At 63.6% G+C, this 25,696-nt stretch carries 22 protein-coding genes; 7 read left to right on the top strand and 15 right to left on the bottom strand.

What is annotated here, in order from left to right; all coding sequences use genetic code 11:
- Positions 1–57: 57 nt before the first annotated feature.
- From OG203_RS44525 to OG203_RS44535, 3 genes are all read left to right on the top strand, one after another.
- The gene (locus OG203_RS44525; protein ID WP_405163226.1) at positions 58–1,194 is read left to right on the top strand and encodes a GNAT family N-acetyltransferase; all 1,137 of its coding nucleotides are present in this window, start codon (positions 58–60) and stop codon (positions 1,192–1,194) included.
- A 636-nt stretch (positions 1,195–1,830) separates the two neighbouring features.
- A complete protein-coding gene (locus tag OG203_RS44530; RefSeq protein WP_405163227.1) occupies positions 1,831–3,252 on the top strand; it encodes an alpha/beta hydrolase family protein in 1,422 nt (473 codons plus the stop codon).
- Positions 3,253–3,668: 416 nt separating this feature from the next.
- Entirely contained in the window at positions 3,669–4,628 is a 960-nt protein-coding gene (locus tag OG203_RS44535; RefSeq protein WP_405163228.1) for a lipase family protein, read from the top strand.
- A 414-nt stretch (positions 4,629–5,042) separates the two neighbouring features.
- Here OG203_RS44535 and OG203_RS44540 read toward each other — a convergent pair whose 3' ends face one another.
- Positions 5,043–5,720, bottom strand: a complete 678-nt coding sequence (locus tag OG203_RS44540; protein ID WP_405163229.1) for a class I SAM-dependent methyltransferase — start codon at positions 5,718–5,720, stop codon at positions 5,043–5,045.
- 56 nt (positions 5,721–5,776) lie between these two features.
- Here OG203_RS44540 and OG203_RS44545 point away from each other — a divergent pair, with 56 nt between their 5' ends.
- Positions 5,777–6,448: a hypothetical protein gene (locus OG203_RS44545; protein ID WP_405163230.1), complete on the top strand. Its 672-nt coding sequence runs from the start codon at positions 5,777–5,779 to the stop codon at positions 6,446–6,448.
- A 223-nt stretch (positions 6,449–6,671) separates the two neighbouring features.
- Here OG203_RS44545 and OG203_RS44550 read toward each other — a convergent pair whose 3' ends face one another.
- Positions 6,672–9,563 (bottom strand): helix-turn-helix transcriptional regulator, encoded by a 2,892-nt coding sequence (locus tag OG203_RS44550; RefSeq protein WP_405163231.1) that lies wholly within the window; start codon positions 9,561–9,563, stop codon positions 6,672–6,674.
- Between the two features lie 344 nt (positions 9,564–9,907).
- Between OG203_RS44550 and OG203_RS44555 the strand changes: the two genes are divergently transcribed.
- Positions 9,908–10,522 (top strand): TetR/AcrR family transcriptional regulator, encoded by a 615-nt coding sequence (locus OG203_RS44555; protein WP_405163232.1) that lies wholly within the window; start codon positions 9,908–9,910, stop codon positions 10,520–10,522.
- A 42-nt stretch (positions 10,523–10,564) separates the two neighbouring features.
- On the opposite strand, the gene OG203_RS44560 is transcribed toward OG203_RS44555, so the two are convergent.
- From OG203_RS44560 to OG203_RS44575, 4 genes are read right to left on the bottom strand one after another with little or no spacing between them, the layout of a single operon-like run.
- Positions 10,565–11,038 (bottom strand): hypothetical protein, encoded by a 474-nt coding sequence (locus tag OG203_RS44560; protein WP_405168191.1) that lies wholly within the window; start codon positions 11,036–11,038, stop codon positions 10,565–10,567.
- Positions 11,039–11,068: 30 nt separating this feature from the next.
- Positions 11,069–11,995 carry a hypothetical protein gene (locus OG203_RS44565; RefSeq protein ID WP_405163233.1) on the bottom strand — a complete coding sequence of 309 codons (927 nt, stop codon included), beginning with the start codon at positions 11,993–11,995 and terminating at the stop codon, positions 11,069–11,071.
- A gap of 21 nt (positions 11,996–12,016) precedes the next feature.
- Positions 12,017–12,433, bottom strand: a complete 417-nt coding sequence (locus OG203_RS44570) for a hypothetical protein (protein ID WP_405163234.1) — start codon at positions 12,431–12,433, stop codon at positions 12,017–12,019.
- A 53-nt stretch (positions 12,434–12,486) separates the two neighbouring features.
- Complete coding sequence (locus OG203_RS44575; protein ID WP_405168192.1) at positions 12,487–12,855, bottom strand: TetR/AcrR family transcriptional regulator C-terminal domain-containing protein; 369 nt, start codon at positions 12,853–12,855, stop codon at positions 12,487–12,489.
- Between OG203_RS44575 and OG203_RS44580 the strand changes: the two genes are divergently transcribed.
- Complete coding sequence (locus tag OG203_RS44580; protein WP_405168212.1) at positions 12,787–12,975, top strand: hypothetical protein; 189 nt, start codon at positions 12,787–12,789, stop codon at positions 12,973–12,975. The genes OG203_RS44575 and OG203_RS44580 overlap by 69 nt on opposite strands.
- Before the next feature lie 64 nt (positions 12,976–13,039).
- On the opposite strand, the gene OG203_RS44585 is transcribed toward OG203_RS44580, so the two are convergent.
- The 9 genes from OG203_RS44585 to OG203_RS44625 form a co-directional block, all read right to left on the bottom strand.
- On the bottom strand, positions 13,040–14,041 hold the full coding sequence (locus tag OG203_RS44585; protein WP_405163235.1) for a hypothetical protein: 1,002 nt from the start codon (positions 14,039–14,041) through the stop codon (positions 13,040–13,042).
- A gap of 14 nt (positions 14,042–14,055) precedes the next feature.
- Positions 14,056–15,171, bottom strand: a complete 1,116-nt coding sequence (locus OG203_RS44590) for a cytochrome P450 (RefSeq protein WP_405163236.1) — start codon at positions 15,169–15,171, stop codon at positions 14,056–14,058.
- A gap of 310 nt (positions 15,172–15,481) precedes the next feature.
- Positions 15,482–16,258, bottom strand: coding sequence for a methyltransferase (locus OG203_RS44595; protein WP_405163237.1), 777 nt, complete (start codon positions 16,256–16,258; stop codon positions 15,482–15,484).
- Between the two features lie 2 nt (positions 16,259–16,260).
- Entirely contained in the window at positions 16,261–17,445 is a 1,185-nt protein-coding gene (locus OG203_RS44600; RefSeq protein ID WP_405163238.1) for a cytochrome P450, read from the bottom strand.
- Positions 17,446–17,455: 10 nt separating this feature from the next.
- Positions 17,456–18,679, bottom strand: coding sequence for an MFS transporter (locus OG203_RS44605; RefSeq protein WP_405163239.1), 1,224 nt, complete (start codon positions 18,677–18,679; stop codon positions 17,456–17,458).
- A 115-nt stretch (positions 18,680–18,794) separates the two neighbouring features.
- Positions 18,795–19,721 carry an ArsR/SmtB family transcription factor gene (locus OG203_RS44610; RefSeq protein WP_405163240.1) on the bottom strand — a complete coding sequence of 309 codons (927 nt, stop codon included), beginning with the start codon at positions 19,719–19,721 and terminating at the stop codon, positions 18,795–18,797.
- Positions 19,722–20,557: 836 nt separating this feature from the next.
- Positions 20,558–21,724 carry a 4-hydroxybenzoate 3-monooxygenase gene (locus OG203_RS44615; RefSeq protein WP_405163241.1) on the bottom strand — a complete coding sequence of 389 codons (1,167 nt, stop codon included), beginning with the start codon at positions 21,722–21,724 and terminating at the stop codon, positions 20,558–20,560.
- A 151-nt stretch (positions 21,725–21,875) separates the two neighbouring features.
- The gene (locus OG203_RS44620) at positions 21,876–22,640 is read right to left on the bottom strand and encodes an AraC family transcriptional regulator (protein WP_405163242.1); all 765 of its coding nucleotides are present in this window, start codon (positions 22,638–22,640) and stop codon (positions 21,876–21,878) included.
- A gap of 920 nt (positions 22,641–23,560) precedes the next feature.
- The gene (locus OG203_RS44625; protein WP_405163243.1) at positions 23,561–24,145 is read right to left on the bottom strand and encodes a hypothetical protein; all 585 of its coding nucleotides are present in this window, start codon (positions 24,143–24,145) and stop codon (positions 23,561–23,563) included.
- Positions 24,146–24,576: 431 nt separating this feature from the next.
- Here OG203_RS44625 and OG203_RS44630 point away from each other — a divergent pair, with 431 nt between their 5' ends.
- Positions 24,577–25,422, top strand: coding sequence for an SAM-dependent methyltransferase (locus OG203_RS44630; RefSeq protein WP_405163244.1), 846 nt, complete (start codon positions 24,577–24,579; stop codon positions 25,420–25,422).
- The last annotated feature ends 274 nt before the right edge of the window (positions 25,423–25,696 follow it).

The raw sequence follows: 25,696 nt of genomic DNA on the forward strand, positions 1-25,696 counted from the left end.
TCGACCGACACAGCGTCAACAAGGAATATGGCCAACAGGGAATTAGGAAGGGAACCCATGCAGCCGAGACCGGCATGCCGCGAGGCTTCCAGCGTTCGCGATCTGGACCCGTTCGAGTGGGACGCCTCGCTGGGAGCGGGCAACTTCTATGCGTCACGGCCGTGGTTGCGGGTGGCCGAAGAGACAGCTGATATTCCTCCCTTCTACCTGCGGTTGACGATTCCGGGAGGGGCCCTGGCTACTCTTCCCTGTTATCCGATGGCCGCTGATTCGCCTTTTCCGTTCTGTCGCCTGAACTTTCTTGCCGCGCAATTCATTGAATCCTGTGCGGTGGGAGAGGGCGCCGATGTGGTCAATGCCATGATGCCGTCGCTCTTTCTCGGCGGTAGGAATCCAGCTCACACTCGCATAGGCGCGAGTGCGGTGGAATCCGATAGTGCCTGGCAAGCGAGTGTGCTGCACGACCTGCTCGCCGAGGCGGAAAATGCCGCACAGCGGAGAGCATTGAGAAGTGTTGGAATGCTCTATGTCGATGAAGGGATGACCGTTCTCCGGCAGGTGCTCACGGAACGTGGTTATGTCTGTTTCCCGCACTACCGCGCCGCCGTGCTGGACGTGCCGGACGGCGGCTTTGATGCATACATCCAGGGAACACACCAGACCCCCCTGACTAGGAACGCGCGCAACAGCGTACGGCGTGAGACCAAGAAGCTGGCAGATGCCGGAGTGCGGTACGAGTCCCGACCGCTCGATCCAGCCGCACTAGCCGAGGTGGACCGGCTGGAGAGGCAGCTCAACCGCAAGTACGGCACCTTCGACGACAGCGCCGTGCAGCGGCTGCGGAATACCATCGCCCGGCACGCGGGTGAGCACGCCGGTGTGGAGTTCGCCCGGCTGGACGGCGATGCGGTCGGCTCCCTACTGTATTTCCGCCGCCACGAAGAGATGTACGTACGTACGGCCGGCTTCGACTACGCGGCTACCGAGGGCCTACCGGTTTACTTCGGGCTGCTCTTCTACCACCTGATCGAGCGGGCCTGGCGCCTCGGCGTGCGCGTCATCCACTACTCGACCGGCACCGAAGAGGCGAAACAGCGCCGAGGCTGTCGACTGGTCCGCCAGCATGCCTACGTCAAGGGGCTTTCCCCGGACCTGCACGACACCTTTGCACGACTGGTCACGGGGCATAGCTGACCCCTGTCGGGCAACTTCCCGATGGACTCGTCGTCATAGCGACCGGCACGACAGAACTGTGCGGGCCGGAACCCCGCGCAGCCCGAACAACTTCAACCGTGCCTTCCGCGATGCCGGACATGGCACCGGACCAGGTCAGAATTTGCTTCTGACCTGGGGTTCTCGGTGTCCGGGGCGCGGCAGGGCGGCGCTCGATGCCGAGGTGGAGGGGTGGCACGGGGATGTTGGGCGTGCGGCGCGAGGGGGCCGGCGGGCTCCGCCGTCGGGAATCGTCAGTGGGCTGGATGAGTGGGCATTGCCTCGGCGACCGCAACGGTGTTGCCGCCCAGGCGTTTTGCTTTGGAAAGCCTTGTCGACCAACAAATTTGGACGGCCGGCCAACGCGCGGATCTGGCATTATCGTTCACTCGTCTCGACTGGAGCCGGCATGGATGTGTGCGATACGGAACGTCATCGCTGATGTACGGACGTTCAGATGTCAGCGGGCTATCGGGCAACTGCCCCCGACGGCGTGAACGCCGTCGCGAACGCCAATACCTCGGTAAGGCATGACATTACGATCGTAGGGTGATTCGCGGACTGACGGTCGGTCGGCATTGTTGGTTCATGACCGGGCACTGTTGAGGGGATCCGTCGATGACGAGTGCACGCTATGCGCGCCGCACGTGGTGTGGACTGGTGGTTGTCGCAGCGCTGCTGGCGACGGTCTTGTCGTTCGCTCCCGCGGTTTCCGCGCAGGACTTCGACATGTCCACCACGGACGTGTCGTTCACCGGCAGCGGTGGGGTGGTGTTGCACGGCACCGTCATTGCACCAGCGACAGGGCGACAACCGGGCGCCGCTATCGTGCTGCTTGGCGGCTCGGACTGGAAGGTCCGGGCCGATGTGCGCCAGCACGCGGAGATGTTCGCGCGGCTCGGGCTGGTGACGCTCACCTTCGACAAGCGGACGATCGGATATTCGAAGACGCACCGCGACTACGGTGTGCTCGCCGAGGACGCGCTCGGCGCTGTCGAATTGCTGCGCAGCAGGCCGGATGTCGATCCGGCGCGGGTCGGGTTGTGGGGAGTAAGCGAGGGCAGTTGGGTGGCTCCACTGGCGGCATCGCGATCCGATCACGTCGGCTTTGTGATCACCGTGGGTGCCTCGGGCACGGGTGGGGCCCGGCAGACCGCCTGGTATCAGGAAAACGTTATCCGGCATCAGGGTGTATCCGGGTCCATGCCGAAGACTTTTGCGCACAATGGAACTCGGCTCATCGTCGCCTTGGGTCTCTTTCCGGAGGCCGATTACAAACCCGCGCCGGTACTGGAGCGAGTTCATCAGCCGCTGCTCGCGCTGTGGGGTGAGTACGACATATCGCACCCGCCGCAGGAGGGCTCGCGCGTTGTCGCCGATGCATTGGAGCGCGGCGGTAATCGGGATTACGCGATCGAATTCGTGCCGGGCGGCGGCCCAGACCTCGAGGCGACGAGTGAGCGTGGGTACAACACACTGACGCAACTCGCCCCGCAGTATCCGGAATTGGTTGGTCGCTGGCTCACGGCGCTGGCGGAGGGGAGACGGGATGTGGTGGTCGAATCGCCGCCACCCCAGGACCGCCAGACCGAGGCGTTGCCACCGTTGGCTTGGTATGAATCGTTGTGGGCGCAGGGTTTTGCGCTCGTGCTGTTCCTGGTGGCGTTCGCGGCATACCCGCTGGCGGGGCTGGTAAGCAGGATTCGCCGACGGCGTGCGCTATCGCCGGTGCGCGGCCAGGCCCGTGTGCTCGTGGCGACCGGCGCACTCGCCGTCACCGGTTTCCTCGGCTATTTCGGGCTGCTGCAGATTATCGGCATGCGCCATCTGGGTCCGCTCGTGCTCGCCCGGCCGATCCCGTGGCTCGTCCTGCAACTGCTCGCGGTCGGTATGGTGCTGGCGACGGTCGCCACCGGGCTGTCATGGTGGCGACATCGCCACGAGACCATCGGTGGTGATCGGCTACGGCTGCTCCTGCTGCTTGCCGCCGGGGCGGTCTTCGTGCCCTGGGCGATCTACTGGGGACTGCTGATCCCGTAAGGTTGGCGCACTGTCGTGAAAAGTACTCGGATACGAGAAGTAATCCGAGGAGTGATTCCAGCGAACAGATCCACACCCGTGCATCTCACCGGAGGTCGATATGTTCCCCGATATGCGTCCACGCCGGTTCCTGTTACCCCGGTTAGGTATCCGCACGGCAGCGGTGATCGGTGCGGTAGTTGTCGCATCGGTCGGGGCTGGTGCCGGGTTACCGGTGCCCGCCCACGCGGATCCACCAATGCCGCAGGTCGATCCGTTCTACCAGCCGCCGGAGGAATTCGCGGCCGCGGAGCCGGGCACGATCCTGCGGTCGCGCCCGGTGCAGCTGCCGTTCCTGCCGGTACCGGCACAGTCGTGGCAGCTGCTGTACCGCAACCACCGATCTGTTCGACCAGCCCGACGTCACGGTCACCACGGTGATCCTGCCCGCAGGCGCCCCACCGGATCGCCCGTTGGTGTCACACCAGCTCTTCGAGGACAGTTCCGGCCCGCAGTGCGTGCCGTCCTATGAGTTACAGCGCGCGGACGCGCCGGTCACAGCGACAGGGGGGCAGCTGCCGTTCTACGTGCCGGAGTTGCTCAAGGGCTGGGTGGTGTCGGTGCCCGACGTCGAAGGCCGGTTCGGTCACTTCGGCGTCGCCAAGGAACCCGGGTACATGGTGTTGGACGGTATCCGGGCCGCCCAACGATTCGGCCCGCTCGGGCTGAACCCACACACCAGGGTCGGACTCGCCGGATACTCCGCCGGCGGCCTGGCGACCGGGTGGACGGCCCAGATGGCGCCGAGCTACGCACCCGAAATCAACCTCGCCGGTGCCACCATGGGCGGTCCGGTACCCGATCTCGCCGCCGTCATGCTGAGCAACGACGACCAGGACACCTCGGGCCAGGTCGGCATGATCCTCGCGTCTCTGGCGGCTGCCTCTCCCGAGTTCGGTGCCATGCTGGGGCGACACCTGACCCCGGAGGGCAGCGCCGTAGTGGACAAGATCCGGTCGGAATGCGCGACCACCTGGGCTTTGACACAACGCGGCCCCCACTGGTCGCGGTATCTGGACATGCCGCTGACTCAATTCCTCACATTGCCCACGATCAAGGAGACACTCGACTCGACCGCACTGGGCGCTCCGGCCCCGACCGCGCCACTGTATGTGTACCAAGGCGTAGCCGACCAATGGAATCCGGTCGCCACGACCGATCGAATGGTCGACAACTACTGTGCCGCCGGAACTCCGGTGACCTACACGCGCTCCGCCGCGAGCAAACACCTCCACGAGGCCCTCGGAGGCAATCCCGCCGCGTTCGCGTGGCTACAGGAACGCCTCAACACCGACACACCGGCACCCAGCGGGTGCAGCACCAGCAACGTGCCCTAGGCATTACCAAGCCACCCCCTACGGGACCGCGCAAAGGAAACCGCCTCACGTCCGTTTGCATATAACAACGCTTAATGAGGGGACGAACCGGTATAAACCCCGCCTTGCTGGATGGTCGGCATGATGCGAGTCCCTTCCGGCATGACCGCGTATTGCGCCCGTGTCGCCAAACGGGCGCAGTCGGCGACAGCAGATGCACGCTATTCGGCATGAGCGCACGTTGGGAACCCGTGTCTACCAACGGATCTGGACCACCGACCGACCCGCGGTATTCGGCTGGTTACCGCTCACCTGGACTGACTGAAGTCAGCATGGACGGGTATGACGCAGAACGTCTTATGGTGATTACCGGATGTGTTGGGCAGCAACGTGGTTCAGCGACCGCGCGATAAGCGGCAGAAGCGGATGCCCCGCTCACAGCCCGGGCATATCGTGTCGGCGGGCCCATGCACGGACCGTGGGCGGGGCGTAGAGCCATCGCTGTTCGTCTTCCAGTTCAGCCTGCGCGGCGGCAATCACCTCGGGCCGGACACCGAGACCGACCAGGGTGTCGTGGGCTTGTGCCCAGGTCAGGTTCCACATGCGTGCCATCGGTGAGCCTCCGCGAAACATCGGGATGTCCGCTTCGGAGTGAACATCGACGAGCCCGAGTGCCTCCAACTGCGTCGGCAGGTTCCGGGCCCACGATTGACTCGCGCCCGCGATTTCGGTCGAGCGTGCAAAGGCGCGCCAAACTTCGCCGAAAGCACCTGGCATTTCATCGAGTACTCCGAGCCCATCGCCTTCTTCGAGCACGAGCACGCCGCCGGGTGCCAGCGCTCGGGCCAATCGCTCCACGACGATGTCGCGATCGGCAATGTGCAGTAGGACGAATCGGGTGTGGACGAAATCGAATGCGCCTTCAGCGATGTCGTTGGCGACAAGGTCGAGCTGGGCGACCTCGCCACCGCGGCCGGGTAGGTCGGTGAGGTGGCGCGGGTCGGCATCGACGGCGAGTACTCGACCACCGGGCAATACGGCACTACACAGCCATCGCGCGAAGGACCCGCCGCCTGCTCCGGGGGCCTGTCGCGAGCCACTGGATTCTGTCAAGATCTTTGACCCAGGACACTATCTCTGAGGTGATGATGAGGGTTCGTCTACGACTGATGGCCGGGTTGTTCGTGTCGGCGGGCCTCCTCGCGGGGTGCGGTGGGGCGCCGTCGACACCCCATACCGGCACTTCTCTATCGACTACCTCCTCATCGGACACCGAGATCACGTTCGGTTCGGCACGGCCTTCCGGCAAGATCGCGGTGAGCGTGCAACCGGACGGGTCAGTCGCCGCTTCCGACTGGCCGGACACCTGCGGTGTGCTGACCGATCAGGAACTGCTCGCGATCCTGCCGCAAGCAACGAATATCGAACGACATTCGGAAGCGGTCTCCATCCGTGATCCCTCCACTCTTGCTCTTACGGGGGTTCTCCCGAAGGGAGAATGCGACTACATCCTCGAATTGCCCGCATCGTCGCCGGGTAAGAGATCTTTGGTTCTCGGCCCCTCTGTCGGGATCACGATCCCCGTGATCTCTACGCGCGCTGCGGTCACGCTGTACTACGAGCGCCAGATGGAGGCCGACCATGGCAGTCCCGTCGACCTGAATGCCGCGGGCATCCAGTGCTTTAACTTCACGAACGTTAGTGAGCCAGCCATAGCATGCCATAGCAATCAGCTCTATTTCGAGGTGAGTGGCAGCCACCCGAGGGTCAAGCCCGATGAGGTATGGCGGGACAAGGTGCTGTCCGAGGTGATCCGCACACTGGCTGCCAAGCTGGCATAGCCACGCACACCCGAATGGCATGGGGCACGGTCGAACCACTGTAGGGAGCTAAAAGCGATGTCTCCCAGGCGGGTAGCAGGGTTGGTCGGCTTCAGCGATGGGGGCTCGGGTGCGTACGTGGATGCGTTCGCCGTGTTTGCCGAACAGGCTGAGAAGCTCGGCCCTGCCCTGTTTCGGTAGGTTCTGCGAGCCTAATCCCCATCTGGGAGAAACGAATCGAAGCTCAACCCGTGGTCGTGAATGTGCCTTGTTGAGCCAGGGCAACGACTACCTGAATCCGCGATTGCAGACGCAGTTTCGTCAGAATCTTCGACAGGTGCGACTGCACAGTGCGGGGCGACAGGAACATTCTGGTGGCAATTTCGGGGTTCGATAGTCCCTGCGCTACTAGTGCGGCAACCTTCTTCTCCGTGGGTGTCAGCGCCTGCCAGCCGGTCTTGGGCCGGTTGCGGCGGCCGCGGCGGCCACGGCGAATCCCGAATTCCCGCAGGCGCGCGTCGGCCCGTGCGATATCCCACTCGGCGCCGAATCCGGTGTACAGGTCGATCGCGTTCGCCAATGCGGATCGAGCTTGCTCGGCATGACCGTCGCCCGCGAGCAGGGTGGCGAGCATTTCGTTCGCCTGTGCCTGATACCAGGGGCGACCCGCCTGCCGGAACGATTCGACGGCCTGGGCGACAAGCGCGGAATCACCCTCGGCCAGCCCGCGGCACAGCGCCGCCGTAGCGCGTCGGCTGTGCGTGGGATGACGCGCCTGCAACGCGTCGGCGGCGATGGCGACATTGGCGGCGACATCCGCCCGCCCGGCAGCGACCGCCACGCGCACCAGATCCGGATACATCTGACTCACCGTGGCCGGCGCCAGTCCGTCCGTGTACTCCTCGCAAAGGCCGATCAGTGTTTCCATGGCCCGGCTCGAATCACCTTGTGTCTCATATACCAGCGCCTGTACCCACGGGTGCAGATACCGGTAGACCAGGCCCTCCAACCGATCATCGGGGGCGGGTAGCGACTCCGGGGTACCGGCGAACGTGCCGCGATGCACCGCGACGAGAGCCGTCAGGCACTCAGCCGCCGCAGCGTATCCGAAGATATCCGGTGCGTCTCGGCAGGCGCGCAGTGCTGCCAGGGTTTCGTCCCAGTGCCCCCGCAGGAAGTGTGATCGTGCCAGTTCTAGCCGGTTCGAGCCGAGATATGTACCGGAGGTGTGTTCGCTGTACCGAATTGCCAGCGTCAGTGTCTTTTCCGCGATCGCGTGTTCGTCGAGCTCGGTCAGGCAACGACCGCTCAGCGAGTACGGCTCGATGTTGGATAGCTGCCGACGGCCATTGGATTCGAAGTTCCGCGCCAGTCGATCGCCGAGTTGCCGCGCCTCATCGAGAAATCCCTGGTGGAGCCGTAACAAGCCGAGCGCGAGCGAACCCAGATCCGTCGCGACCGGATCCGCATTCGCGAGGCCGGTCGAAATCGCCTGTGCTGACGCCTCTTCGGCAATATCGAAACGCTCGAGCAGAGTATTGGACAAGGCGCGAAACCCGTGAAATTGCCCCTGCTGCAGTGAGCTCAGGCCGGGCTTGGCGAGTACCGACTCGGCGACGTGGACGGCGTCGGACAGATTTCCCTGGGCGAAGCACGCATGGGCCAGCAGCCAGTGCAGCATGGTGCCGACTTCCTGTCGCCGACCGACCATGGTGGCGCCCTGCGACAACGCGTGCCGCGCCACCGCCTCGGCCTCGGTCGGATTCCCGCTCCACAGCAGTGCCCTGACCTGCCAGAGCCGCAACTCGTCGTGGCGCTGCGGGTCGAGTCTGCTGGTCTCGATGGCCCGAGCGAGCAGTCCGGCAGCCAGTTCCGGCGCACGGATCACCAGCCTCTCCACGACGTTCGTCAGCCACTCCAGACCGGTCGCGTCCAATGGGCCGTCATCGGCCAGCAGGTACATCGCGACGCGCTCCACTGGCGCTTCCATCGACATCAGTACCCGCGCCGCTCGCAGCTGCAGCGTCACTCGCGAAGTGGGCGGGAGCTGGTCGGCAAGCACCTGACGGATCAAATCGTGCCGGAAGGTCAGCTCGGCGCCGGAACGAATCAGGATTCCCGACGCGACCGCCACACTGATCACGTTCCACACGTCGATGAGCGGGGCCGTGAGCACCTCGGACAGCTCGATCGCTTCGACGCCCTGGCCCAATGCCGCCGCCATCGACAGGATCTGCTGTGATCGGGCCGGAAGATGGTCCAGCCTCCGCAGGATCGCCTCGGTCAGCGATTCCGGCAGGCGGATATTTCTCGATCCGTTCCCTTCGAATGTCCATGCGTCCGAACTGATTTCCCCGGACTCGAGCATCCCGGCCTGCGACATTCCGGTAACCAGTTCGGTGACGTACAGCGGATTGCCGCCTGCGCTGGCGACGGCCGCCGACAGCAGCGGCCCGGCAGCCGCGCCCAGCAAGAGTTCCACCAGCACAGCAGTTTCCGAATCGCTCATCGGCCCGAGTCGCACCAGTTCGACACCTCGCGACTCGAATTCAGCGAGCAGGCCCGACAGCCCACGTTCACGGGGCAGCGGTTGGACCGCGAGCATGAGGAGCAGCGGGAGCTCGTTGAGGAGTTCTCCCAGCCGATGCAGTGCCAGCAGGCTCGACGGATCCGCCCAGTGTGCGTCGTCCAGGATCACCACGAACGGCCCTGTCGCGCACAAGGTCTCGGTCGCGGCAAGCAGGGTTGCGATCGCCGCCATCTCGTACCCGATTGCCATTGTGCCGGTGAAGACCCCTTGGTTCCGGAGGGGCTCCGCCGTGGTCGGCGCCACCGCCTCGACCGCGGCGAGCAGTGGCCCGATCGCCGCGAACGGCACATGCTGTTCGAGCTCCTTGGCTTCGCCCCACAGCACGCGCAGCCCGCGCGCGGCCGTCAATTGTGTTGCCGCCCTGAGCACTGCGGTTTTGCCGATGCCGGGTTCGCCCTCGAGGAGAACCACCCCGCCCTCTCCCGCGACCAACTTGTCGATCCGGTCCGCCATCCGATCGAGCTCGTCCTGTCGGCCGATCAACCGGTCGGCCGGACCGTCGTGCGGCGGGCACCTGAGCGACTCACCCGCTCCGGACGTCCCCACCGGTGCGGCCGTTGAGTCGATTGCACTGAGTCCTTGCATATTCTTGCCGCCTGGGAATCCGAGATTGTCGGCGATGTCCTACGGGCACAGGCGGACTCGGCCGCCGCAGCCAATCCGTCACCCCATGACGTTGGCCGGGCTCGCCCTCCTCCATGGACGAGTTCCCGGCTCGGCGAAGCCCGTACGACACCCGGACCGCGATGCTCGACGCTCGACCGAAAATGCCGATACCGCAACAACTTCGCAGAACGGACGCTGTTGGATCAGGCCGCCCGAAGTACACTGATTTACTAGTAGGTCAAATTCTCACCAGGACCCGCCAGATAGTCAAGAGGCAGGAGACCATGACGCCACGCACTCCGGGCGGCGACCGCAGCACCCGGTCACACATCCTCGACGCCGCCGAGCGAATTGTGCAGAGCCGGGGATTCAACGGATTCAGCTACGCCGACATCGCCGCGGTCCTGGCGATCTCCAAACCGGCTCTGCACTACCACTTTCCGAGCAAGGCAGAGCTGGGGCTCGCGCTCGTGCAGCGATATGAGCAACGGTTCTTCGATGCGCTGGCGACGGTCAGCGACGAGGACGCCCCCGCCCGGCTCGAGCACTATGCGAGCCTATACGCGGGTGTCCTGCGTGAGCAGCGAATGTGCTTGTGCGGCATGCTCGCCGCCGAGTACCGGACCCTGTCGGAACCGATGCAGCAATCGGTGGTCCACTTCTTCGAACGAAATCAGGCATGGCTGTCCGAAGTGCTGACACAGGGACAGCGGGAACACACCCTCGCCTTCACCGGGTCTGCGCGCGAGAAGGCGCACATGATCATCAGCTGCCTGGAAGGCGCGCTGCTCGTTGCCCGGCTCTACGGCGATCTCGATATGTTCCAGACCACGGCGGCGGGCCTGCTTGCGGGACTCGCGTCCGCCTCCGTCGGCGAAATCGCCGACACCGCACGGTGATCCCCTGCGGATGCTGTTCGGGGGGACCGCGCCGAACTGGGGTCAGTCGTAGTACCGCTTCTTGAGCTCGCCGACCTCGGCCAGGTAGTTCTGAATCAAGTTTCCGGCAGCTTCGGAGACGCTCGTACAGAACTCACTTTGGGATAGGTCCCGGACGGTGTCGGGCTCGATGTGCACCGAGAAACTCTTCATGCCTACCGTGGCGACCGTGATCCGCTTGTTGCTCGATTCGCCGGCCGCCTCGACGGCGTCCCGCTCGGCGAAGAAAGCGAAATCCGCCGCATTCTCGGCATCGATGCTCAGATTTGTATACTCGATCGCCCGTCTGTACTCACGCTGCCACCCGACCCACAGCAGCCTGGCGATACTCGTCAACGCCCGCTCCATTATCGGTTCATTGACGAACGCGTAATCGCTGTCCTTGAAGAACAACGCGATATCGGTACGCCTTGACAACTCTGCTTCGATGTCCGTGCCAGGTGCGGTCACACGGACACGGATATTGTCCAATTGCATCGCCAAATCAATCATGGTACCGCCCCCATCTTAATTGCGGCCGCCCATGCCGTGGTCGCCGTAGAGGTCGGGCAGGCTCATTCCCGCCAAGGTCGGCCGTGCGGCGACAAGCTTGTCCGTGTTACCGGTGAATGCGCCGATCAGCGGTGGGATGTAATTTGCGATATGGTTCTGCTCGACGTCTTGAATATGCTGGCGCAGGGTATCGATACCCTGCATCATCGAGCTGATGACGGATTCAGCGGAGTTGCCGGATTGCGAGAGATTCGCACCGCCCAAGGTCACATTGCCGAGGGCGACGCCCGCTGCGACCGGCACGATCGGCGCCGTAGCGCCGCCGGTTCCGACGGTGATAAGCCCTGAAGCGATCGTGGCGACCGCGGAGAGCACCGTGAACAGGTAACTCCACTGAGTCTTGTTGCAACCACCGACGTTGTCCAACGCATGCAATGTGGTTTCCGCGATATTGTCGATATCCTTGCGCGCCGCGGCCCACATCGCCTGATGTGCCTCGAGGACACCTCGCATGGTCGACAGCGCCGTGAACTGATTTCCGGCAACCATGCCGAAGGGATCGACGAAGTCTTTCTTGAACGCCATCGCGGCCTCGCCGGTCCAGCCCGCCAGATAGCTGCCGTCGGTCGTCATGTGGGCCAGGTCGACGTTCGACAACATCACATCGCCGGTGAGTTGCGTCGGGGGAGCGGAGCCGGTGTTCACCTGCCCCATCGCCCGCTTCAGATCATTGATCAGCGAGTCGTAGTGCGCCGGATCGGGCATCTTGGTGAACGGCTCGAACGCTGGCTCGATCGAGGCGAATTCCTGCCTGATCTGGTCCATCGGCGGGGCGCCGACGCCGGATCTGCCGGTGGTAGCGGGCGTCCGCTCCCTGCGCGCGATTTCGGCGGCCTTGTCGGCAATGTCATGTGCGTGTTGCATGAGCTGATCGAAACTCATTTCCCGCCACCTCCCAATCCACTAGAAGTCGTACCTGAGGTGGCCCGGCCCATACTGCTTCGGCGGGTTCTGCGTGGCGCCAAGTGTCGGATCGTCGCGCATAAGTCGGTTCATCTCGTCGCCGGCCTCTCGATCGGTCCCAGCGAAATACTGCGCCGCCTTGTCCAGGGCCGTCGCGGTGTCTTCCAGATTCTTCTGGGTATCTGTCAGGAAACCAAGCACCGTCGCATGCAGAGCGCGATAGGCGTCATACACCGGACCTTGCGCGGAACCACCGAAGTACACTGGCCGCTCCAAAACCTGCGCCAGCCCATCTGAGACGCTGTTGCAGCTGCCGATCGCAATACTGTAGTCCAACGCGATCTGCGGAAAATCCCCCTTCGCAGCTTGCTCCAGTTCGTATAGGTCGACACCGAACCGTTTCCCCGAATCCCCCATGGACGCACCCTCATTCCTATCCGAGCCCATACCGGCACCGCGTTGCCGGTCCTTCAGCGACCACAGTCAAGACTGTCTCGACGCCCGCGGTCGGCAAACTCGGCTCCCTTACATCGCAAACGGTACATCCACTCGGGCGCATTGCCCAGAGGTCCCCGGAAACACGAAAGATCCCGCCTTGGAACCGTTATCGGATTCATAAATATCCGCCTACTCGCGGATGTTTCTACCTTCGGCACTGCCATATGATTGCGCGGAGCTCTGTCGACCCCGGGAGATAATGTCAGTTCCAGGTTCCGCAGCCAGTTGGGACCGAGCGATGGTCGGGTGGCCAGCAGCGGGGCCAGCCAGGTATGCCGCAGCCACAGCTCGCGCTCGTGGTGGGCGTACGCCTCGAGGTCGGCACGCCGGTCTCCCGGCAGCGGTACGTGGTCGTCCTGTACCGCATCGGCCATGAGGTCGAGCAGGTCGTCGCGGCTGTCCACGTAAACGCCACTCGGTACAACGCCTGCGTGCAAGGCCCGACATTCGGTCGAACATGAGTCCTCGGACCTAGGCCGCAGCTCGCGGATTCAACTGTCGGTTTCACCAGTCGGGAGGCCAGGGTCAGGGAAACAACCGCTCTACGAGCCATTTGGCAGGTAGGCCTGTCACGAGCATCGCCCCGAGAGCAGCCAGTAGGTGCAGGCCCGGCTCGCTGTTGAGACACATCCCCGTTGCCGCGCCGAAGACTGAGAAGACCGACCCGAACGCGAAGATAATTACGCAAAGCGCGCTGGAACCTGCGACGCCGCCGAGTATCAGCAGCGCGGCGGTATACGCGACGGCTCGCGATGCGCGTCCTGCGAGCCGGAGAAAGTCAACTGCCGCCCGCAGTGCGCTCATTGCGACTTGTTTAACCAGGCCGAGCACAGCAGCACACCGTAGCGCTGCTGGTGACGGCATGGCGGATTCCAGCAGGGCGAGGGCGAATGGTTCGAGTACCCGCCGTGTCAGTGCTCGGCTCCAGTCGTTACGTGCTGTGATGCAGAGATCGTCAGCGCGGGTCGCCCGCTGCTGGCGCCTGGTGAGTGAGTCAATGCTGTTGTCCGACTGCCGAAGCAGGACGGTGCTCGAGGCGATCACCAGCGCACAGATCACCGCGAGCATCAGGAGGTAGGCCAGTTCTGTGGCTCCCGCCATGCCCGTCGACAGTGTGTAGCACTCCTGATTGTCAGGCAGACGGCTCGGCTCGGGCCCGGCAATGATCTGGTTGAGTTGCAACGCCGCGAGGGGAGTGACGATCAGGCCACCTCCGACACCAGCAACGAGCAGGAGTTGACCGAGCCGTTCGCTCAGCCACCACACCAGCGCCCACGGCTTGTGCCCGGCCTCCTCGATCCGTACAAGGCGGCGCTCGCGCTCGGCCCGCCAGCGGGCCACACGCCAGCGCGCGGACTCCAGCGCTACAGATATCAGGACGCTGCGCCTATGGCGGTTGAATGCCGCCAGCAGATCACCGGTCTCGAACCGCGCGCTACGCAGGACTTGGCCGAGCCGGTCATCCGCGCAGACGCGCGTGACCGCGGTACACGCTGCGGCGTAACGCTCTTGGTCCCAGGTGTCCAAGCTCCCCCCTGAGGTCAGTCTTGCGGCCGCGGTTGGGGTGCGAAAGTTACCGGCAGTTCAGCGACACCGCGGAGCGACGTTGTCCGCCACCGTAGTTGTTCCGCGGGTTTGGCCAGGGCCAGATCTGGAATCCGTTGGAGCACAGTGCCGATGGCCACCGTGGCTTCCAAGCGGGCGAGTGCGGCCCCGAGGCAGAAGTGGATACCGTAGCCGAAGCCCAGATGGGCTAGTTCGTTTCGTGCGACGTTCAGCACGGCGGGCCGGTCGAACCGGGCAGGATCACGGTTGGCCGCCGCGAGCGACGCCATGACCAGTTCACCTCGGCGGATTCGTACTCCCGAGAACTCGATGTCTCCCGCGGCGAAGCGGGCGAGTCCCAGGCCGATTGGACCGCAGAAGCGGACAAGTTCTTCGACGGCGGCGGGCAGCAGGCTCGGGTCCGCGCGCAGGGTGGCGAGCTGGTCGGGACGACGTAGCAGCGTCATCAGGCCGGTGCCGACGAGATTGACGGTCGTGTCGTGCCCGGCGATGACGAGCAAGATTGCCATGCCGATCAGTTCCGTATCCGATAGGGCGTTGTCGCCGGAGCCCGCACAGGCCAGGTCGCTCAGCAGATCGTCTTGCGGGTCAGCTCGCTTCTGCTCGATCAGATCCCGGAAGTAGCCGGTCAGTTTCTTCTGTGCTTCCTCGGCCAGACGCAGAATTTCCGGCGGCGCGGGTGGGAGAACACCGGCTACCGACCATCGCCGGAAGTCTGCCCGGTTGACCGCTGGCACGCCGAGCAGCTCACAGATCATTCCGATGGTGAGCGGGACCGCCAGATCGGCGACCAAATCACCTTCGCCCGCCGGTGTGATGGTATCGAGGAGTTCACCGGTGAGCTGCTGGATGCGGGGGCGCAGCGCCGCGATGCGGCGGACTCTGAATGCACGGGTAACCAAGCGGCGCAGCCGGGTATGGTCCGGCGGATCGACGGCCAGGAGAGTGTGCGCTACCGGGTTGTCGGTATCGGCGGCAGGCGCTGGCGTAGATTCGTCGCTCTGGTGTTCGGCGCGCAGCCGGTCGTCGGTGAGCAGCGCCAGCACTTCGTCGTAGCCGGTGACGATCCAGAACTCTCCGATCCCCGGCATATGAGCTCGCTGTATAGGGCCCGCTTCGCGTATCCGGTCCAGTATCGGATACGGATCGAATTGCGACGAGAAATCAGGCGGAATCTCATGAACCGTTGTCTGACGATGGGGTGGCATCTTTCCGAAGCTTTCCTCGCGATGGGCGGGCCCCATCTGCCGGGCCGGAGCCGTCGAACAGATGGGGACCCTTCTTCTCATTTTCGCCAATGTGATCTTGTAACCGAATTTCATTCATGGATTCAGTGCCAGTACATCATTTCCGAACACCCCCTTTCTCGAACATAAGGTCTCACCGGGTCACGGCGAGCAGTCAATTACGTTCGGCCAGCAACACATCCAACGGAGCCACGACACTGCCCGCGCGCTGTCCAGGTGCGAGCACGGTGAATCCGGCCTCGTTCAACTGCTCGATAACAATGCTGCGCGTCGTGCCGTGCCTGACTTGTACCTGTTCCTCTTCGGTGAGCAGTTGCGACCCTAAATATGTTCGGTACACGTATTTTGTTTCGGCGATACCGCCTTCGGGTCCCGAAACGGCGTCGGTTACTTCGACATGGGTGGTGTATCGAATCTCCCCAAGGCGTGCCTCGGCGATCAACACTGGCGACGCGGGAGAGAAGTCGGTGTCACCGAACATGTCCGATGCGAGAATTGCCCCGTGCGTCAGATGACCGGCGATAGTTCGGAAAAGCCTCGGACGGTCGTCGTGGGCGACCGAGCCAAGGACGCCGGCGAGCACCGCGTAGTCGAATCGCCCCGGCAGTGTCTCGGGGAGCTCCCGGAACGGCAGAATCGTGACCCGATCTGGCGGGAGCGCGCTGTGCTGAACACGGTTGAGTAGAAGTGATCGCATCGCCGGTGAGGGCTCCAAGCACCACACCGATCGGGCACGCTCGGCAACAGCCAGCGTCGTGCGTCCGGTTCCGGCCCCGATCTCCAACACCCGCTGTCGCACATCCGCAAGGGATGCAAAGAAACTCGGCTGCGGGGTCGTATTGCCGATCGGATGCGACACGGTCAAGTCGTAATACAGCGCCGCGACCTCGTAGGGATCAACGAGTCGATGGGTATCGGAGGTGCCGCCCATCGTCAGACCACCGAGTGCGCAGGAAGCAGCACCACCGGAATACTGGCGACGCCGCGGACCGTGCCGCTGATCCGGCGTTTCGGCTCGTCGATGAGAGATGCATGCGGGTAGACGTTCAATAGTTCCTCCAGAAAAATCTGCGTCACCAACAGAGCCATTCCCGCCCCCAGGCATGAGTGAATACCTCGGCCGAATCCCAGATGCGGATTCGGTTTACGCTGCAGATCCGGCAGCTCTGGGTGGTCGAAGACCTGTGGATCATGGTTGGCCGCACCGAGAATGACGGTCACCATCTCGCCCCGACGTATCTTCCGGCCACGCAGGACCGTGTCCACCACGCAGAAACGGCTGCCCGCTTGGACGGGACCGTCGAAACGCATGAGCTCGTCGACGGCCGTCCGCATGGCTTCGGTTCCCGAGAGCTGCCGCAGTTCTGCTCTGATACCGGGATTCTGCAGGCAGATCAATACGGCATTCTCCATGAACCTACTGGTCGAGGAATGACCGGCGTGCAGGGTCGCGCGAACCGTATTTACCAGAAGGGTGCGCGATACGTTTTCCGCACGCTGAGCTCGCAGCAGGAAACCAACCAGGCCATTGGGCACATCCTCTTCGATCCAGGTCGCGACGAGTGTCGAGAGCTCTTCCCGCGCACGGACCGCGCCCGGTATCGCTTCCGGCACATAGCCACCGTCCATGCCGAGAACCAGCCGATCCGACACCTCGACGAACCAGTCGAGATCCGGAACAGTCACACCGAGGAAACCGCAGACGGACCGTAATGCGATCGGACCGATGAGTTGAGTGGTCAGGTCGACCGAACTGTGCGCGGGAAGCTGCGTGATACATTCTCGAACAACACATCGCACCGTCCTTTCGAATTCCGGCATGTCCTGCGCACGGAAAGCGGCGGCCATGAGTTGGCGGATCGGTGCATGTTCCGGAGGATCCAGCACCTGGAGTGTGAGCATCACATCAGGAATTTCGATCCCTAGTCGCCGAGGGTCCGCGGTAAAAATTTCCGGACTGCGCAGCACATGTCGGCAGGTCTCGTAATCGGTGCATATCCACGCCCGCAATCGTTCGTCCCAATGCGCCGGATCGAGTTCGCGAAAAAGTGTGTAGTAGGAGTAGAGATTGGCAATCACGTTGGGGTCGCGCAGCGTGAAGGAAGCATTGTCGAGCATTGCTGAATCCTTATATTTTGCTGAATCGGAAATATGGGACCGAGCGGCCGAGATTTCGTAGGCAGATGGCGACGATGATCGTCCCGATTCCCGCTGAGGCCGCCACGACCACGTGGATGGGGATGCTCTCGGCCACGGCACCCGCAGTGAGGAAACCGACCCCCTGGGCGAACATCAACCCGGACGGTTGGATGTTGAGCGCTCGTGCCCGCAGATCCGAGGGCGCCTCGACCAGCAACCGATCTAATCCGAGATGGTGGGCTCCCCCCATGCCCGACAGCAGCAATAACGCGGCGGCTGCCGTGAGGTTCGGCCGTTGTGAGTAGCCAAGCAGTGACACCAGGGACAGCAGGCTGAGTAGCGGGATGAGCCGTATCTGAGTGCCGGGTGCGACGTACCAGATCACCAGCACCTCACCGAGCACGAATCCGGTAGGCATAGCCGCCATCAGTAGACCGGTTTCGATGCCTCCCGCCCCACCTTGGCGGGCATACGGGATCAACAGCGCCTCCGGCGCGGCGGCGAAGAAGGGCACCGCCCAGCCGAGGGTCAAAATCCCGCCGAGGGGCTGCGTCCGGAGAACCGAGCCGAGCCCGGCCAACGAGTCGCGCAGAATCCGGGGTCGCGTCATGGAGCCGCAGGGCCGTTCGCGGGTCCCCACTCGTAGCACGGCCGCCGATCCCAGGAAACACCCGGCAGTCATCAGTAACGCACTATTCGGCGGCATTACCGCCAGCAGCACTCCACCCACAGCGAAGCCGACGATTTGCCCGCCCTGCGCGACGATTCGTAGCAGACTTCGCCCCGGCGCGAAGGCGGCTGCCGGGAGCACCTCGGGCAGCGTGGCGGCTCGGGCACCGGCGAACACCGGTGCGATGGAACCGAGCGCGAAGGCCAGTACGAGCAGGCCGGGTACGGGTATGGTCGGCACAGCCATCAGTGCGGTCGTCACGGCCGACGCCAGGTTGCAGCTGATCAGCAGAGCCCGAGTCGGAAACCGGTCGATGAGTGACGACCCGAAAACGCCCGTGAACAGATAGGGCAGGAAACTCAGTGTGAGGACGAGTGCGGCCAACAGTGCGGATCGACTGCGGTCGTACACCGTGACCGTCAGCACGATTTCCACGATCACTGCACCGAGCGTAGAAATGACCTGGGACACGAAGATCGCGCGAAACTCGCCAATAGCAAGAGCATCGCGGTAGCGGCTCGGCGGGGCGGATGCACCGGTCATATTCCGAATCCCCCCACCACTTTTCAAGGACCTATTCCCTGATTGCGAACCTTCGGCTCGTCTGCTTCACACTGTGCCGGTCGGAGAAGCGCGCGTCTAACCTTTGCGCCAGGAATCAAACGTTGCCTTGCCGTGAATTCGGTACTTCGGTAGGCGCGGTGAGGAGGTCGAGGCCGAGGTGGGTGCATGTATGAATAACAGCTTTGCCGTCGCGGAAGGACGTGACGAGTCCGGCTTGACGGAGGACTTTCGCCTGCCGGGACGCGGCCGCGACGGTGGTCGACAGATCTCGGGCGAGCTCACTAGTCGTGTGCTCGCGAGTCAGCATCTGAAGCGCTTGAGCACGGGTCGCACCGAGCAACGCCGTCAGTGGATCGCTCTCCGCCGCAACCGGTTCCAGCAGAGGCAGTGGTGTCACAGCCGGATAGATCAGTATCAGAGGCCCATCAGGCTGATAACTGACCAACGGATGCCCGGTCCACAACAGTGAGGGCTGCAGGACGATGCCATGGCCATCGAGCACGAAATTCAGATTGCGTGGGCAGTCGACTTCCAGGGTCTGGTCGAACCAGCGAATGGACGGGCCGAGACTGGTCAGGGTCGCATGCAAGCCGTACGAGGCGAGATACCGGGCACGCCAGGCGACTTCGGCATAGAAGCCTGCGCGAATGCTGGGCCACTGGCTGGCGAGGATGGTGCGGTAAGCCGCGTTCAACGCCTGCTCGAGCACCTGCCAGGCTTCGCGGTCCTTGTCGGCGAGCCTGCGCAGCCAAGGGGTGATCGGGCGATCGATCGCGCACATTCGCCCCAGCTCCGAGCGCACCTCGGCCCGTGGGGTGGATAAGACGCGGTCTACGCCTTCCTCGAGCGTTGGGCTGGGCGGATCGAGAAAGAACGGCCCAGCGCCCGACGGTGACACCAACTCGAGCAGCAATCCTGCCGGTTTGTCCCACGTCCTCGCTATCCGCTGCCGCCAAGAAGTAAATATCGGATCCGAACCCCCACGCTGCAGCATCTCCAACGCAAATGTCAGTTCCGCCATCGGTTCTGGGTGTTGAGCAATGGACACCCGCATAAGATCATCAACGGTGCACCGTATCCGAAACACCAATTCATCGTACAGAAATGTGTCTTATGTCGACTGTCAGAGGGAAAGGGACCACCGCAGAGCCTGGCTCGGCGCCGGTCACCCGAGCATCCGGCAAGACCATCTCCATCACCCACCAAGGAATCAAAAACGATCGCCTCGCGGCCCTGGGCTGGGTGTGGGGCACCACCCTGGTTGCCTTATCCGGTCCGCCTACGGGCACTACCGGCGTCGCCGCGACCACGGCGACCGGTACGTCCCTGCCGTCCGGCACCTGTTCAACAAGATGCTCGGCCAACTCCACCACTGCCTGCAAACCCGCCAAACCTACGACCCGACAAAAGCTTTCGGCCAACCTCTCATCACCCCATCGACCTCCGCCGCAGCTTGACAGTCAGCGGAATGGCACACGAGCTGCACTGGCTGCCGGACTGACGCGCCGCTACGCCTGCACCCCGGTCACCGCGACGTCCCAGTGTGTAGTTCCTCGGCCAGGTAGGTCAGCACGCAGGAGCCGTGGCCCTACACCTGGTCCGCTGCGAGCCTGAGGTCGATTCGATCTGGACTGAACGCCTCAAATAGCCAGGACGCCCGACTGCTCCGTAGGCACGCCCATCGGCTACTACCGCGCGTCGGGAAGCCCTGTCGACCAACCAATCTGGGCAATTGACCAACGCCCTCGCAGCGACATCATCGCTCACTCGCGCTGGCTGAAGTCAGCACGAGGGAGTGCGATGCAGAACGTCTTACGCTGATGAGGGCTCACTCGTCTCGGATCACTCTGCGCCGAGTTATTCGAAAAGGCGGTTCGCGGCCGTGGGTGACTCGATCATGCGTTCCAGTTCTACGCGGGCGAGCTGTTTGCGGAATTCACCTTCGTAGGAAGCATCACCGGAGTTGTGCATTGTCTCGGTGATCCAGACCGCGGATGTCTGAGCGTTCCAGATGTGTCGCAGACAAGTCTCGGAGTAGCTGTCGAGCAAGCTCGAATCGTCCTTCTCGACTTGGTGGATGACAGCCCGCGCGAATACTTCGGCGTCGTGCAGGGCGAGGCTCATCCCTTTCGCGCTCATCGGTGAAACGATATGTGCCGCATCGCCGAGTAGGTAGAGCCTTCCGTAGCTCATGGGGCTGTACACCACGCTGCGAAGTGGCACGAGTTGTCTGTCCGTGATCGGACCCGTGGCCGCGACGGGTCGGCCGAACCGAGCGCCCAGTTCGCTCCAGATGCGTTCGTCGGGCCACTGATCGAGGGTGTCGGTGAGCGGGCACTGCAGGTAGAAGCGACTCGCGTTCGGGCCGCGGGTTATCTGCGCGGCGAAGCCGCGAGAGTGCACTGCCATCACCGCCAGCGGATCCGCCGGGACATCGGCGAGAACGGCCAGCCAGGCATACCCGTGCTCGTGGGCGTAGCGAGTGAGGATGTCGGCAGGTATGGACGGCCTGCTGATGCCGCGGTCGCCGTCGCACCCGGCGATCAGCTCGCAGTCGATCACCTTCGCGGATCCGGTGGCGTCCAGATGGCGGACCGTCGGTCGATCACCGAGGTCTTCCAGGGAAATGTCGGCGGCTTCGAAACGAAGGTCTCCGCCATCACGAAGAAAGACTTTTATAAGGTTTCGGACGAGGATCTGCTGCGGACAGAAGATGCCCTCGCTGTCGTCATCAGCGGCGTCCCACAGTCGTGGTTCGCCGTCGATCAGCAGCGGGAAGCCCGCCGAGTCGGTGGGTCCGGCGGAAAAGTCTCCGAAAACCTCTTCGAGTCCCCACTCGCGGAGCATGCGTACACCGCGACCGTCGAGTGCCCCGGCCCGTTGCCGATGCTCGACGTATTCACAGCTGTCTTTCTCCAAAATGATGCAGCCAATTCCGCTGCGCAACAAGAAATTACCGAGTGCGAGCCCGGCAACTCCGCCGCCGACGATAACCACGAAAGTTTTCTCAGCAGTTGTGCTCATGTGTTTTCGATACTCCTCGAGAATCAGCCCGGGTGGCGCACGCGCGCCGATCACCACTGTGGTCGCGTCAACCATTTCCGCCAACCGGTAAATGGACAGCCGATATGGCAAACTCGCCAACTTGTGGCGGGGTTACCTACCGTCGTGCAGATCAGCCTGGTAGCGACCCGGCGTCTGGCCGACGACGGCGGTGAACGCCTCGATGAAGCTCGTCGGGGTTGGACCACCCGCAGACGATCGCGGTGTCGGTGACGGATTGGCCGTTGCCGAGATGAACCAGGGCGTGGTGGATCCGCAAGATTGTCCGCCAGCGGTGGAAGCTCATGCCGAGCTCGGCGTGGAACAGGCGGCTCAGGGTGCGCCCGCTCGCTGCGGCGGTCCGTCCCAGCTCGACCAGGGTCGTGGTCTGGGCGGGATCGTCGCGTAGTAGATCGGTGACGGCACGCAGCCGGTCGTCGCGCGGTTCGGGCAGGTGCAGGGACTGGCTCGGGGCCTCGACGAGTTCGTCGATCACCACGGCGCGCAGCCGTTCGTAGGCGCCGGGGCGGGCTTCCCGCCGATCGGTCAGCGCTAGGAGTACCTCGCGCAGTAAGGGATTCACGGTGAATACGCTGGGGTGCGCCACCAGTGCATCACACGAATCGGCGGGGATGACGACGAGGCGCGCATCGGTCCTGCCATAGAAGCGATGCGAGTGGACGAATCCCGGCGGCGTCCACGTCACCCGGTTCGCGGGCGCGACCCAGGTGCCCCGCTCGGTCGTGGTGGCCAAGACGCCGGACGCCGCGTACACGAGTTGACCATCGGTGTGCGAGTGGGCCTCGATGTGGAAGCCGTGCGCGAGCCAGCCCGCACCGTGCGATACCTCTTTCGGGAACGTCGGAGGGGGCGCGGCAGATTGGCGAGGTTCCGGCATCGGTCGCCACTTTACCGGCGATACCGCGCAACATCATTCTCCACCCGACGAGCCGATCACCAAACCGCCGGACACCACATAATCGGCTGAGCGCGCGCCGGGAAGCGTAGTCGGTCAACCATTTTGGACGGCTGACCAACCCGCGATATGCGGCATTTGCGCGCGTTGCGAAGCGCTGTCAGCCAACCGATTTGGACGGATGACCAGCTTGTTGTTTCCGACTGAAGCCAGCATGGACGAATGTCATGCAGAACGTCTTACGCTGACTACCGCTAATCGCCCTCTGGAGTCAGCTTGTGCCGATGCGGTGCAGGGGCAGGCTCTATCGTTGTGATGTTGCGAATTGCTTGCATTGCCACGGGTTTCGTAGATTGCAGATTGTCGCTCGGGGCGAGTGAGGTCGGAGCCTTTCGTCTGCACCAATGCAGCAGGTCGGGACACGTTGGAGTGCCCCGACCTGCTGATGTTCTTGATCGTTCACGCTTTTCGGCCCATGAAATGTGCGCCTCATCCCGCTGTTGCGGAGATTGCCGGAGCCGTGATGATTCAGCGTCAGGACGTCCAGATGAAGGCTGCGTACCCGTTGCCACCGTCACGGCCGTTGCCGGTGTCGGTCTGGTGCGGCACATGGATCGCACCCCGCTCCGAGGATCCCGCCCCAGCTGCGGTGTCCGCAACTCGGCTATGAGCATGTTCGCGAGATCAACGGTTGGCCAGCGTTTGTTCCTCATTGACCGCGCGGGTCGCGGCATTACCGCTCACTGGTTCCGACTGAAGTCAGCACGGGCGAGTGCGACGTAGAACGTCTGATGCTGATTTCCGGACGTCGTCAGGTGGGCGTGATGGTGGTCTGCGCAGGCTGTGCTCTCGGAGCCGGATTTGCCGCTGCTATCGCTACTCACCGGGCGTGGCGTGGGCGATCAGGGAGTCTCGCGAGCCTTCTCCAATAACGCATTGTAGGAAAGTTCCGACTGCTCGCGCGCCGCGTAGAACGTCGTGCCTGCCAGGCTTTTCTGGACCGAATCCACACCCTTCGCGTAGGGGCTAAGCTGCTTGGTTTTTGCATCCTCGGGCGCCCAACCGATGAGAAAGATCTTGCGGTGCTGCTTGCCGTCACGCTCGTACTGGAAGTCATAGACGCCATAGCGGCACGCGCCGTCGCCTCCCGCCTGGATTGCTTCGATGAAGTCGTCGTAATCGGTCGACGAGGAGGCCGTCTCCAGCGCGACTTGGTCAAGTCTGGCGCCGACGATCTTGAAGACGAGAAAGCGGAACTTCTTCTGCTCTTTCAGCGCGTAGTAGGCGTCATAAGCCTCCTGTGTCACCCCGGTGGTGTCGCCATCCGACTCAACCCTGGCGGACCGGCCGGTACCCGGTTCGGCCGCGTCGTTCTGGGATTGAGTGGCAGGCTCGGCGTGTGCTATCGCTACAGTGTCGATCCCTGCGCTCAGCATCGCCGCAGTCACCGCCAACGCCGAGCCGATCCCCACCATTCGAGCACCCATTCCAGCCTCCTGTGATAGCGACGAAACCGATGATGACCGATCACACTGAAAGCCCAGGACCGGTCCAAGAGCCTATTCGGAACCGCGCCGACCATGGATGGGCCACGTCGCAACGCACGCACATCGGCAGATCCGGACGTTCACGAACGCGGGCTCTGCGGCTAATACCGGATAGTCACGAGATCGGCTGGCGGCCAGCGGCTACGGCTCACTCGAGCGACCGGAACGCGACGGCCGGTGACCGTCGGTGCAGGAAGCGATACGTGAGTGACCGCTATGCGGCGCGCACGAACTTACGCGGCGGTCATGTACTCCACGATGAATGGGGTACCTGCAACGATATTTCCGTATTTCGGCGAGTCGCCACGGTCGGCGGCTCGGTGTGGTGTGATCGGCAAGACGTGCGTGAGCAGCGCGGAGAGGGGTCGATCATGTCGGACAGCCGCGGCGGGGCGGACTCCGGATTACCGACCACAATCGACACCACGGTCGCGAGTGAGGCGCGGGTCTACGATTACTGGCTCGGCGGCAGGGACAACTACCCGGCCGATCGGGCCCTCGGCGAGGAGGTCGCCGCCCTGATCCCTGGCATCCGGACCATGGCTCGCGCCAACCGCGCGTTCGTCTGGCGCGCGGTCCGCTACGCGATCGCCGAGCAGGGCATCACCCAGTTCCTCGACATCGGCACCGGCATTCCGACCGCACGCAACACCCACGAGGTGGCCCAGGAGCTGGACCCCTCGGCCCGCATCGTCTACGTCGACAAGGATCCGGTCGTGCTGGCGCACGCCCGCGCCCTGATGGGCAGCACACCGCAGGGCAGGACCGCCTACATCCACGCCGATCTGCACGATCCCGTCTCGATCCTGACCGACCCGATTCTCACCGGCACGCTCGACTTCGACCGCCCCATCGCCCTCATGCTGATCTCGGTCATGATCTATTTCCGCGACGACGAAGACGATCCACGCACCATCATCGAACGGCTGCTCGCTGCGCTGCCTCCCGGCAGCCTTATTGCCCTCAGTCACCCCACCGGGGATTTCGATCCACGCGCCATGGCGCACGTCGAACGAGCCGCCGAGCAGGCCGGTCTGACGTTCGTCGCGCGCAGCCGGGCCGAAGTGGAAACCCTGTTCGCCGGAACCGACCTCGTGGAGCCAGGGGTGGTGTCGGTGGTGGACTGGCGCCCCGATCTCCTCGACCGGCCGATGCCCGGTTTCGACCCCAGCACCGACACCGCGTGGGTCTGGGCGGGGGTAGGCCGCAAACCCTGAACCGACCTCGACCGGATCGGCCTTCGCGGAGGACACCCCCGCTGCGATCGGATCAGAACAACGGACCGGCCGAATACACCGCGAGGATCGATCCCTGGGCATGGCCATCCTCCGCGAGGCCGGCCTGCGGTGGCTGCGGCACTGTGGGCCTACCGGCCCGCCGCCTGGAGGCGGGCATCGTGAAGGCGGATGACGTAAGCGCTGCGCTGCAACTGATGACGACTTCCGGTCGCGCCGTGCACGTCCCAGCTTAATGCAGCTAAACTTGCAGATC

This window comes from Nocardia sp. NBC_01499 (assembly GCF_045040275.1).
GTDB lineage: Bacteria > Actinomycetota > Actinomycetes > Mycobacteriales > Mycobacteriaceae > Nocardia.

Excerpts from the sequence above, each read along its gene's own strand:
- OG203_RS44525 (WP_405163226.1), top strand. The coding sequence starts at position 58 with ATGCAGCCGAGACCGGCATGCCGCGAGGCTTCCAGCGTTCGCGATCTG.
- OG203_RS44530 (WP_405163227.1), top strand. The coding sequence starts at position 1,831 with ATGACGAGTGCACGCTATGCGCGCCGCACGTGGTGTGGACTGGTGGTT.
- OG203_RS44545 (WP_405163230.1), top strand. The coding sequence starts at position 5,777 with ATGGCCGGGTTGTTCGTGTCGGCGGGCCTCCTCGCGGGGTGCGGTGGG.
- OG203_RS44555 (WP_405163232.1), top strand. The coding sequence starts at position 9,908 with ATGACGCCACGCACTCCGGGCGGCGACCGCAGCACCCGGTCACACATC.
- OG203_RS44560 (WP_405168191.1), bottom strand. The coding sequence starts at position 11,038 with ATGCAATTGGACAATATCCGTGTCCGTGTGACCGCACCTGGCACGGAC.
- OG203_RS44565 (WP_405163233.1), bottom strand. The coding sequence starts at position 11,995 with ATGAGTTTCGATCAGCTCATGCAACACGCACATGACATTGCCGACAAG.
- OG203_RS44570 (WP_405163234.1), bottom strand. The coding sequence starts at position 12,433 with ATGGGGGATTCGGGGAAACGGTTCGGTGTCGACCTATACGAACTGGAG.
- OG203_RS44580 (WP_405168212.1), top strand. The coding sequence starts at position 12,787 with ATGCCGCAGCCACAGCTCGCGCTCGTGGTGGGCGTACGCCTCGAGGTC.
- OG203_RS44590 (WP_405163236.1), bottom strand. The coding sequence starts at position 15,171 with ATGCCGGGGATCGGAGAGTTCTGGATCGTCACCGGCTACGACGAAGTG.
- OG203_RS44595 (WP_405163237.1), bottom strand. The coding sequence starts at position 16,258 with ATGGGCGGCACCTCCGATACCCATCGACTCGTTGATCCCTACGAGGTC.
- OG203_RS44600 (WP_405163238.1), bottom strand. The coding sequence starts at position 17,445 with ATGCTCGACAATGCTTCCTTCACGCTGCGCGACCCCAACGTGATTGCC.
- OG203_RS44605 (WP_405163239.1), bottom strand. The coding sequence starts at position 18,679 with ATGACCGGTGCATCCGCCCCGCCGAGCCGCTACCGCGATGCTCTTGCT.
- OG203_RS44610 (WP_405163240.1), bottom strand. The coding sequence starts at position 19,721 with ATGGCGGAACTGACATTTGCGTTGGAGATGCTGCAGCGTGGGGGTTCG.
- OG203_RS44615 (WP_405163241.1), bottom strand. The coding sequence starts at position 21,724 with ATGAGCACAACTGCTGAGAAAACTTTCGTGGTTATCGTCGGCGGCGGA.
- OG203_RS44620 (WP_405163242.1), bottom strand. The coding sequence starts at position 22,640 with ATGCCGGAACCTCGCCAATCTGCCGCGCCCCCTCCGACGTTCCCGAAA.
- OG203_RS44625 (WP_405163243.1), bottom strand. The coding sequence starts at position 24,145 with ATGGGTGCTCGAATGGTGGGGATCGGCTCGGCGTTGGCGGTGACTGCG.
- OG203_RS44630 (WP_405163244.1), top strand. The coding sequence starts at position 24,577 with ATGTCGGACAGCCGCGGCGGGGCGGACTCCGGATTACCGACCACAATC.